Raw genomic sequence first — 11,324 nt, forward strand, 5'->3', positions numbered from 1 at the left:
GTGGCAAATGAAGCCTTAGTAATTGGTGGTGTAGAGGTTAAAAAAGGGACATTTAATACTATAAATATCCCTTTGCCTAAACTCTATAATACTCCTACAAATCTCCATTTAAATGTTATTAGAGGTAGGAAAGACGGTCCTATTGTATTTATAAGTGCCGCATTACACGGAGATGAGTTAAACGGTATTGAAATTATACGCAGACTGAAAAAGCTCAATCTCTTAAAAAAGATTCGAGGTACTTTGATTTTAGTTCCTGCGGTTAATGTATACGGGATGATGAACCTCTCTCGTTATCTGCCTGACAGAAGGGACTTAAACAGAAGTTTTCCCGGGAGTTCAAAAGGCTCTTTGGCAGGAAGAATTGCAAAAATATTTTTTGATGAGGTAGTACTTAAGTGTTCTTTAGGGATAGACCTGCATACAGGTTCTATTCATAAGACAAATTTACCTCAAATCAGAACGAATCTTGATAATGAATATACGGCAAAACTTGCTAAAGCTTTTGAAGCACCTGTCGTATTACACTCGGCATTATTGGACGGTTCTATGCGTGCCGAAGCACAACAAAATGGAGTGCCTATTTTACTATATGAAGCAGGGGAAGCACTCCGTTTTGATGAGAGTTCAATTCGTATTGGTGTAAAAGGGATTATCAACGTTCTTCGTGCTAACGGAAATTTACCTAAAGTGACAAAAAAAGAAACGAAGAAAAAAACTCCTATTGTTACAAGAACAAGCAAATGGATCCGTTCAAGTCATAGCGGTATTCTTAGAACTGTAAAAAAACTAGGTGATATTGTTGAAAATGATGATGTTTTAGCTTATATCGACGATCCTTTAGAAGATGTTTCTCATGAGATTAAAGCTCCGTTTAATGGGGTAGTTATAGGAAAGTCACAAATTCCTCTTGCTCAAGAGGGGGATGCTATTTTTCATATTGCAAATATAACAAACCTGAACATTGCAGAGGATAAAATAGAGTATTTTAGTGAAGATGCAATCCAGCAAAGTGAATTTGACGAACTTCATAATGAAGAGATAATCGAGTAACAATGAGAACACTGTTTTTTCTTCTAACTTTAAGTATTTTTCTTTTTGCCGAAGAAGCAGAGAAAAATATTTGGGACACTGACAATGTGTGGATTAAGTCTTATATAAATGCAAAAAATTATAAGGTTATCATCAATAACATTGTAAAGTTGGAAAGTAGAATAAAAAGGGTACAAAACAACCCAACTCTGTCAGAGGAACTGCATCAAAGACTGGAACTGCAAAAATCAAAACTCAATTTGTATGAGCAAAATAAGGGGTTTGACACATTGTTATACCCTTATAAGATTGTTAAGCCGGAAGTAAATCTTTATGAGTATTTAACACATAAAGGAAGTAATGAACTTGAGTATAAAATTGAAAGATATATCATCTTAAAAAATGATTTTTATTTAGCACTTTCAATGCTACAAAATGATTATAAAAAGAATAAAAATCTATACGTATCAAAAAAAGATATTGCTTATTTTGAAGAGTTCAAAGAGAATATTGATAAAACATATTCAAATCTGCTTGATGCAAAAACAGACTTGTATGAGAGTTATAAAGAGTATGAGACACATAATTTACTCAAACATATAACTACGATTTTGGTACTGTTGTTATCGTATCTGCTTTATAAAGGTGTGTATTGGTATACAAGCATGAAGAACAGATTTTTTACAGGGATCTATGTTCTGTTCATTTTCGGTTTTTTGGTCGTTCGTTATATCGATGATCTGCTTTATTTTATAACTTTTCTAAGTGTTGCCGCAGCTGCATTGACATTGGCAATGCGTGAGGTTATTTTAAACCTGGCGGCATCAATTTACATACTATTTAGCAATGTAATCAGAATCGGTGACCGTGTTATGGTACAGTTTGAGACAAAGCATACAATTGGAGACATTGTAGATATCTCTTTGATGAAGATAAAGCTTCATGAGATTGAGGATTATACAAACCTCAAAGAGGTTAAAAACGTAGGGCGTACAATCTATTTGCCAAACAGCTATATTTTCACAAAAGTTTTTTACAACTATTCAAGAAAAAAAGATGGTTTTATCAATAACCTTGTAGAGTTTGAGTTCTCCGTTGACAGTGACTTTGACGAAATAGAAAAAGTAACACATGAGGTTATGAAAGAGTTAGGGCTATCACATAGTATTTCTTTCGCCCTGAATAATACAAAAACAGCTGTGATAGCTACAATATCTTATCAAACAAATTATCAGATGGCTTCAAAACATAGAGGGGAAGTTTCCATTAAACTGCTTCGTACGTATAAAAACAATGAAAACATTGTTCTAAAAGCATCAAAAGCACCGGCAAAAAAAGAGGAAGATGCTAGTGAATAGCATCCTCTTTTTCTTTAGATTTTTTTGCTAGTTTAACTATAGGTTTTTGTAAGAACATGTTATTAGGATAAAGAACGAGATTTTTCTCATCATCTTCGATTTCGATCTGAAAAGGGGTAATCTCTTTGATTTCACCTATCACCGAATCATCCCCGTCAAGCACTTTTACTCTGTCTCCCACACGAGCGGGAAACGTAAAGAAAATAATAATGCTCGATGTAAGATTACTCAAAATTGACCACTGAGCAAAAAGTGCAATCCCTATCACTGCAAACATAGAAGATAAAAATACCATTAAACCGTTAAACTCAACACCCCAGATAGTCGCAAGAACTATAAAAAGTGAAACATAAATAATGATATTAAAAAACTTTAATATATAAAACAATCGTCTATTACTTACATTTTTAACACTTGCTATCTTCTCAATTGAAAAAGAAAGCGTTTTTAGCGTCATAAAAGTGATAATAAGTGCGACAATTGTATAAAATATATTCATAGATATGCTTACCTTAGCTTTGTAACTGTTTATAAAGTGAATTAAGATCACCTAAAACATTGATAGAAGCTATTTTAGAGTTTCTAAACTGAAAAAAAGCTGCACCTGTATAGTTAAATTTATTTTTTGTTGCTTCACAACCGAGAATAGTGCCGACGTGTTTCCCTGTATAAGTTACATATACGGCTGCTAAATTGTTTTCAACAACAGTAATTTCAACTGCATGATAAAGATCACCGAATGCAGTCGTAAGCATTTTTGCATACTCTTGAAATTCGTCAAGACCTTTTACTGCAATATCTAGCGAACCTCTGAAACTGATGTTTTCATCTAAAATTTCAGATGCTTTGTCAAATTCTCTTTTGTTCCACATGTCGTAGTATTTTTTTATAAGTTCTTTATTACTTACCATTTAAATGCTCCTAAATTAAAAAAAAAGGTACATAAGCTTGTCCTTAAAAAAGTCAAAGTTAGGGCTCAATGTAGAGTGAAATTATACATCATAAAATTTATTTCTAAGCAGATTTTTTGTAAAATGCCCAAAAATTTCTAACAAGGTGTTTTCATGGCAACAATTGGTATGGGAGATATCAAGAAAAACGTACGTCTTATCATAGGTGAAGTTCCGTACAAAGTAGTTGAATTCCAACACGTTAAGCCTGGTAAAGGTGCGGCATTCGTTCGTATGAAAGTAAAAAGTTTCATAAATGGAAAAGTGGTTGAAAAAACTGTTCACGCAGGTGACAAGTTTGAAGTACCTGAAATTACTTACAAAACTATGCAATATCTTTACGATGACGGTGAAATGTTTCAGTTTATGGATAACGAAACATACGATCAAATCGGTCTTACTCATGAGCAATGTGACGATGTGTCTATGTGGTTCAAAGACGGAATCAGCGTAGATATCGTTTTCTACAAAGGTGAAGCTATTACGGTAACTCCTCCTGAAACTATGGAGCTAGTTATTGCTGAAACACCACCAAACTTCAAAGGTGATACTTCAAGTGGAAGTAAAAAACCTGCTACACTTGAGACTGGTGCAGTTATTCAAGTACCTTATCACGTATTAGAAGGTGATACTGTAAAAGTAAACACTGTAGAGTGTGAATACTTAGAAAAAGTAAAATAGGTTTTTCCTATTTTACACCTCTTTAAATAAATCAACTTTCTTACTTCTAATTAAGTCAATTTCACTATAATCTCTTTATATATTTTTGCTAAAAATAAAGGTTGTGATTTTGTCAAAATATCCTTTTACTCACTTACATTTACATACTGAATATTCACTGCTTGACGGGGCAAATAAACTGACAAATTTAGTCTCTCGCGTTAAAGAACTCGGTATGACATCTGTTGCTATGACTGACCACGGTAATATGTTCGGGGCAATCGATTTTTACAAACAGATGAAAGATGCCGGTATTAAACCGATTATCGGAATGGAAGGATATATCCATAACGGTGAGACGATGGATGATAAATCTACAAAACAAAGATTTCATATCTGTCTGTTTGCAAAAAACAGAAAAGGGTATGAGAATCTTATGTATCTTTCTTCTCAAGCATTCATTGAAGGTTTTTACTATTTCCCTCGTATAAACAAACAAGTACTTCGTGAACATTCAGAAGGTATTATTTGTACATCTGCATGTCTGCAAGGTGAAGTAAACTGGCACCTAAACCTTAGTGAAAGAAATCTAAAGTTCGGTGCAAAAGGGTATGATGAAGCAAAAAGAATTGCCCTTGAATATAAAGAGATTTTCGGAGATGATTTTTATCTTGAAATTATGCGTCACGGTATTGGTGATCAGCTAAACATTGATGAGCAGATCTTACAAATTGGTAAAGAGACGGGAATTAAAGTTGTAGCTACAAATGATACCCACTATACATTTCCTGATGATGCACAGTACCATGAAGCGTTTATGTGTATCGGGATGAATAAACTTTACGATGATCCAAACCGTATGCGTCACTCTGTTCACGAATTTTACATCAAATCACCAGAACAGATGGCAAGACTGTTTGCAGATATCCCGGAAGCCTTGGTACATACGCAGGAGATCGTAGATAAATGTGAAGAGTTTGAGCCGATCGTAAAAACTCCGACGCCTCCAAACTTCAAGTTTACAAAAGAGTATGCAAAAGAGGAAGGCTTAAACATTGACTTTCCAGATGATGCACCATTATCGGCAGATGCTAGTGACGATGAGAAGAAAAAGTGGCTTAGTGCTGCGGATAAAAACGATGCAGAATACTTTGCATACAAATGTAGGGAAGGGCTTGAAAAGCGTTTAGAGATAGTTCCAAGCGAACGTCATCAAGAGTATAAAGATCGTTTGGAATTTGAGATAGATGTTATCAACTCTATGAAGTTCCCAGGGTATATGATGATCGTTTGGGACTTCGTAAAAGAAGCGAAAAAAATGGGAGTAGCCGTTGGTCCTGGACGTGGTTCCGCTGCCGGTTCGTTAGTTGCGTATGCCTTAGAGATCACAGACATCGATCCGATGAAATACGATTTGCTCTTTGAGCGTTTCTTGAACCCGGAACGTGTATCTATGCCCGATATTGATATGGACTTTATGCAGGCTCGCCGTGGGGAAGTTATTGATTATGTAACTCGTAAATACGGGCGTAATCAGGTGGCTCAGATCATTACTTTTGGTTCGCTCTTAGCTAAAGGAGTTATCCGTGATGTTGCCCGTGTACTTGATATGCCCCTTTCTCAAGCAGATAAAATGGCAAAACTTATCCCTGATGAACTTGGGATTACCCTTAACGGAAAACAAAAGGGTGGAGAGTTTAAAGATGGAGCTTTCCAAAAAGAACCGAAGCTTCGTGAACTTATAGATACAGATACACAAGCTGCTCGTGTTTGGGAATTTGCTAAAAAACTTGAAGGTCTCAAACGTAACTCCGGGATGCACGCTGCAGGTGTTGTTATCTCGAATGAGGAACTTTGGAAAAAAACACCTATCTATAAGCCATCGGGAGAAGATACTTTTGTTACTCAGTACTCGCTGAACTATATGGAAGATGTTGACCTAATTAAATTCGACTTCTTAGGTCTTAAAACTCTTGATGTAATCGACAATGCAAAAAAACTTGTAAAACTGCGTTACGGGCGTGAGGTTGATTGGACACAGATCGATGAAAACGATCCAAAAGTGTACGAGATGATTCAAACGGGTAATACGATTGGAATGTTCCAGATAGAGTCTTCTGGTATGCAAGACCTTAATAAACGCCTAAAACCTTCAAACTTTGAGGACTTGATCGCCGTTCTTGCACTTTATCGTCCAGGACCGATGGAATCGGGGATGTTGGATGACTTTATTGAGCGTAAACATGGAAGAAAAGAAGTTTACTATCCATTTGAAGAGGTAAGTTTCGACATCTTAAAAGATACTCTTGAACCTACATACGGGATGATCGTATATCAAGAACAGGTTATGCAGATTGTACAAACGGTTGGGGGATTAAGTCTTGGCGGTGCGGATATCGTTCGTCGTGCCATGGGTAAGAAAAAAGTTGAAGAGATGGATAAATTTAACCGAATCTTCTCAGAAGGTGCTCAAAAGCTTGGACTTGATTATAATAAAGCAAGTGAACTGTTTAAACTGATCGAAAAATTTGCGGGATACGGTTTCAATAAATCTCACTCTGCAGCATACGCAATGGTAACGTTCCAAACGGCATGGCTGAAAACTTACTATCCAAATGAGTTTATGGCGGCACTTTTAACTTCTGATAAGGACAATACCGAAAAAGTTGTCCGTTATATTGATGAACTTAAACGTATGGGGATTGAGCTTGGGCCTCCTGATATTTGTGACTCACTGTTAGAATTCTCTGCAATCGAGAAAGAAGGGCAGGATATTGTTCTTTTTGGACTTGGTGCGATTAAAGGCGTTGGTGGCTCTGCAATTCAATCAATGCTTGCTGAACGTCGTGAAAACGGGGATTATAAATCTCTGCAGGATTTTGTAAATAGAATCGACCCTGCAAAAGTAAATAAGCGTGTAATTGAGAGTGCCATAAAAGCAGGAGCATTTGACAGATATGGATATTCAAGAAAAGCTCTTTTAGATCAGATTGAAGAGATAGTAGAAACTGCTAAGAAAGCTAATGAGGCAAGAAAAAATGCCATGGGTTCTCTTTTTGGTGATGATGCCGAGATTACAACGGTTGAATTAAAACTCACTAACTCTGATGAGTATGAGTTAAAAGAGATATTAGAGTTTGAAAAAGATACTTTAGGTTTTTATGTATCAGGTCATCCAATGGACAGTTACCGTGAAGAGCTTGATAAACTTACCTATTCACTCTCTTCTGAGATTGAGTCAATTAAAGACGGTTCATTTGCGATCTTTATCGGTAAAGTGGAAGAGATCCAAAAGAAGATCTCTAAAAAGGGGAATCCTTTTGGGATTGTAAGTCTTATGGACTTCCATGGAAATATCGACATGATGCTTTTTGAGGATAAACTCAAAGAGCTTGAAGAGATGGACCTAGAAGAGCCTGTGGCATTTAAAGTGAAAATTACCCATACGGAGATGTTTACCCGTATAGGTGTAACAAAGCTGATGTCGCTTAAAGAGGCGAAAAAAGAGTGTAAAAAAGTAAAAACAGAAATTCAGGAAGTACCGCTTGAACCTATCAATCTAGCAGTAAAATTGAGTGAAAAAACAGATGTACTTGAAAATCTTTATACTTTAATCAGACAAAATCCTGGAAACAGAGAACTCAAAGTAACAATTGTTTCAAAGCTGCATAATGTAGTAATAGACTCTTCGATCAGAGTTAGTACTTCGCTTATCTCTGCGCTTGAAGGCAATGAAAATATAGATATTATATAAAAAAAGCCGTCTCACATTGGCATATTTCTTGCATCTCTATTTTTATGGAAGAAGAAGAGTATAAATTAGATAAATATGAGAGTTTTTTAGGTGAAGTAAAAAGTGATGGCGGGCACTGGGAGAAGATAAAAAAGCGTACAGCTACTCTCTTTCAAGTACTTATGGATGGTGACTTACGGGAGCTTGTCTTTGTACTCAACCATTATCCACAGTATATAGAGATAGTGTGTGAACATTTCCGATATCTTTATAATTATTCAGAACAAAGCGCTGACATTTTTGCAGCAAGCAAACTATTATGGATGAGTACTGAGTATCACCAAAAACAGTTTGTACGCAATCTAGTACGAAAATTACCAAAACTTGATGAAGATAACTCTTCACAAATAAAAGAGTTATTTGATTCGCTCAAAACAAATCAGGAACGTATTCATCCTATTATTATCGGATACTACAAGTCCCAGCTAGAACACTATTTACAAAACGCATCTTTGCATATTTTACAGAAGAAAATTCTGCAAAAGAATGCATCTGAGCTGATTGGAGATAACAGCTACGACTTTAGTGCAAATGACCGCGATGCCAATTTGGATATTCCCTATATGATGTAATGATTACTGATGTTTTTGGTACAATATCGTATCTATTTAGTATATAAAGGTTTATAATGACCAAACAAGATTTTAATGAAGGACTTTTAGGTTTTCTAGATGCTTCACCTACACCGTTTCATGCAACTCAAAATATGGCTGGAATGTTTGCAAATGCAGGTTTTATAGAACTTAATGAAAAAGATAAATGGAGCCTTGAAGCCGGGAAAAAGTATTTTGTAACTAGAAATGATTCTTCGATCATCGCTTTTACATATCCTAAAAATGAAAAAGAGTATTTACTTGTTGGCGCCCATACAGATTCACCAAATCTAAAACTCAAACCAAATCCAATCATTAAAGATTTTGAAGTAGTTAGATTTGCAGTCGAACCTTACGGAGGCTTATTATTAAATCCTTGGTTTGACCGTGATTTAGGTCTTGCCGGAAGAATTAACTACAGTGATACATCCAAAAAGATACAAAGTGTTCTTATAGACATCAAAAAAGCTATCGCTATGATCCCTTCACTTGCTATTCATCTTGATGATAAAGCAAATAAAGAGAGAACAGTGAATAAGCAAACAGATATTTCCCCTGTATTGACTTGTAACGGTGAATTTGATTTTGATATATTTATTAAAAAAGAGCTCGAAAAATTAGGCATAATGGATGTTGAAGAGATATTTGCACATGAACTCAGCCTGTACGATGTACAAAATGCTTCGTATATAGGACTTGAAGATGACTTTATAGCAAGTGCAAGGTTAGATAATTTACTCTCTTGTTATGTTGGAATGCTGAGTATTTGCAGTATTGCCGATGATAAACCTATGATCTTCATTGCAAATGATCACGAAGAGGTTGGAAGTGATTCAACAAGCGGAGCAGGGGGAAATTTCTTAGAAGCAACTCTTAAAAGAATGTTCCCAAGCCATGAAGAGTATATGGCAATGGTAAGAAGTTCTATGATGATTAGTGCCGACAATGCGCATGCTATCCATCCAAACTATCCGGACAGGCACGATGAGAGACACACTCCTTTTATCAATAAAGGTGTTGTAATCAAAGTAAATTCAAACCAAAGATACGCTTCAAATGCGACAACAATTGCAAATTTTTTAGCAAATGCAAAAGAGGCAAACGAACCTATCCAAAAGTTTGTGACACGCAGTGACATGGGATGTGGTTCAACTATAGGTCCAATTACGGCAACTCGTATAGGTATAGATACTATCGATATAGGACTTCCTACTTGGGGTATGCATTCTATCCGTGAGATGGCGGGAAGTGACGATGCATACAGTTTATATAATATTTTAGTAGGGTTTAAAATCTAATGAGTGAGAGCATTACGGTAGAAGAACTCAATCTTTTAATTGAGCAGACCTATAAGGTTGAAAACGAGTTTAATGAACTTAAAGCCTCGTATGAACATCTGCAAAATACCGTTGAGAAAGTTGTTGAGTTTTTACCGAATGCTATTTGGATTTTAAATGACGATAACACCGTCTTCTTACAAAACTCAAAAGCAAGAGAGTTATGGAGTCTTTTAAAGCTTATCGAATATCAAGAGGATGATTATGAGATCCAGTTTGAAAACCGCTCTTACATTGTCAAAAGTTCTACATATAAAGACAAAATGATGCTCAGTGCTACCGATATAACGGAGCAAAAGAGAAAAGAGAACCTGGCTACTATGGGACAGATGGCTGCGCACCTTTCCCATGAGATCCGTAATCCTATCGGTGCTATCTCTTTAATGAGTTCAACTCTTAAAAAGAGAGTAATTCCGGAAAATATCCCCATTGTTGAAGAGATTCAAAAATCTGTTTATAGAATCGATCGAATCATCAAAGCGACTCTTATGTTCTCTAAAGGGATCGATGTTAAAAAGAAAAGATTTCACTTTAGTGAATTACGCCAATCTATAGATATGGCTATAGATTATTACGGATACTCTAAAGAGATTACTTTCGTTTTTCCAGAAAACCAGATAGAACTTGACGGTGACAGGGATCTTTTAGAGATGTTGTTTATCAATTTTATTGCTAATGCAATTGATGCAATAGAAGAGGATGAAAACGAAAGCGGTAGAATAGAGATAAATTACACACAAGATCCAAAATACCATAGGTTCCAAATATGCGATACAGGTGTAGCGATCCCTGATGAAGACAATCTTTTTGAAGCTTTTAAAAGTACAAAAGTAAAAGGGAACGGTCTGGGTCTTGTATTGTCTAAACAGATTGCACAAGCACATGGCGGAGATGTTAATTTCATAAAGGGTGAGAAAAAAATATTTGAGGTTACACTTTTAAAACATTAAATTGGAATAACTTTTGCTAATACTTCTTAGAAAATATTTTTATGGAGTATTTCGATGCCGATTATCGATGAAAAAATTCTTTATCTTTTAGATTATGTAAAGATAGACAGTGTTTCGATTGAGTGTCATTTTAAATGTAAAGAAACAAACAAAGAGGTTGTCTCTGAAGTTGCATTTGAACCATATGACGGCAAGATAGAGATCACATGGAAAGATATTTTATTACATCCAATAGAATCTTATAATAGATATTATCACACTCCAATTGTAATTTATTCTCATGATACACATGATACAATTATCTTAAAAGCATTTAAAAAAGTTGCAAATAAATTCAGATGGAATCCTGAAAAAATGCAATATGTTTGCCGTTAATTTGGCATACTTCTACTTATAGTTCTTCTCAATTTTTAACATTTTAAGTTATCACAATATAACATAACACATTTTTATTAGATTTTATTAATCTCCCTATAATTCAGGCTCTAGAGTATATTTTTATTATTAATTGCTATAACTATTATAAGAATTATTAAAGTGGTTATCACATAACTATCACATCAAAAAGATTGAAATAGTAAAAAATGTGATATATAAGAAAATCTTACTTCTTTAAAGTTTAATTAAATAATTAAATGTAATACTAGCCTT

The 11,324-nt window shown here is 35.1% G+C and carries 10 protein-coding genes; 8 read left to right on the top strand and 2 right to left on the bottom strand.

Annotated features, from left to right (window positions below):
• Complete coding sequence (locus tag P6N22_RS01565; RefSeq protein WP_280329528.1) at nt 1-1,053, top strand: succinylglutamate desuccinylase/aspartoacylase family protein; 1,053 nt, start codon at nt 1-3, stop codon at nt 1,051-1,053.
• A gap of 2 nt (nt 1,054-1,055) precedes the next feature.
• Nucleotides 1,056-2,390 (top strand): mechanosensitive ion channel domain-containing protein, encoded by a 1,335-nt coding sequence (locus P6N22_RS01570; protein WP_280329530.1) that lies wholly within the window; start codon nt 1,056-1,058, stop codon nt 2,388-2,390.
• Here P6N22_RS01570 and P6N22_RS01575 read toward each other — a convergent pair.
• Both P6N22_RS01575 and P6N22_RS01580 read right to left on the bottom strand, forming a co-directional pair.
• A complete protein-coding gene (locus tag P6N22_RS01575) occupies nt 2,380-2,889 on the bottom strand; it encodes a mechanosensitive ion channel family protein (RefSeq protein WP_280329532.1) in 510 nt (169 codons plus the stop codon). The two genes, P6N22_RS01570 and P6N22_RS01575, sit on opposite strands and share 11 nt — an antisense overlap.
• Nucleotides 2,890-2,902: 13 nt before the next feature.
• Entirely contained in the window at nt 2,903-3,301 is a 399-nt protein-coding gene (locus P6N22_RS01580; RefSeq protein ID WP_280329535.1) for an ester cyclase, read from the bottom strand.
• 153 nt (nt 3,302-3,454) lie between these two features.
• Between P6N22_RS01580 and efp the strand changes: the two genes are divergently transcribed.
• From efp to P6N22_RS01610, 6 genes are all read left to right on the top strand, one after another.
• Nucleotides 3,455-4,021 carry an elongation factor P gene (gene efp / locus P6N22_RS01585; RefSeq protein WP_280329537.1) on the top strand — a complete coding sequence of 189 codons (567 nt, stop codon included), beginning with the start codon at nt 3,455-3,457 and terminating at the stop codon, nt 4,019-4,021.
• 109 nt (nt 4,022-4,130) lie between these two features.
• A complete protein-coding gene (gene dnaE, locus P6N22_RS01590; protein WP_280329538.1) occupies nt 4,131-7,754 on the top strand; it encodes a DNA polymerase III subunit alpha in 3,624 nt (1,207 codons plus the stop codon).
• 44 nt (nt 7,755-7,798) lie between these two features.
• On the top strand, nt 7,799-8,365 hold the full coding sequence (locus P6N22_RS01595) for a hypothetical protein (protein WP_280329540.1): 567 nt from the start codon (nt 7,799-7,801) through the stop codon (nt 8,363-8,365).
• A gap of 56 nt (nt 8,366-8,421) precedes the next feature.
• On the top strand, nt 8,422-9,684 hold the full coding sequence (locus tag P6N22_RS01600; protein ID WP_280329542.1) for a M18 family aminopeptidase: 1,263 nt from the start codon (nt 8,422-8,424) through the stop codon (nt 9,682-9,684).
• On the top strand, nt 9,684-10,673 hold the full coding sequence (locus P6N22_RS01605) for a HAMP domain-containing sensor histidine kinase (protein WP_280329544.1): 990 nt from the start codon (nt 9,684-9,686) through the stop codon (nt 10,671-10,673). Before P6N22_RS01600 ends, P6N22_RS01605 begins: the two co-directional genes overlap by 1 nt.
• A gap of 54 nt (nt 10,674-10,727) precedes the next feature.
• Nucleotides 10,728-11,048: a hypothetical protein gene (locus P6N22_RS01610; RefSeq protein ID WP_280329546.1), complete on the top strand. Its 321-nt coding sequence runs from the start codon at nt 10,728-10,730 to the stop codon at nt 11,046-11,048.
• Nucleotides 11,049-11,324: the final 276 nt, after the last annotated feature.

The sequence above is a fragment of the Sulfurimonas sp. C5 genome (assembly GCF_029872055.1).
In the GTDB taxonomy this organism is placed as follows: domain Bacteria; phylum Campylobacterota; class Campylobacteria; order Campylobacterales; family Sulfurimonadaceae; genus Sulfurimonas.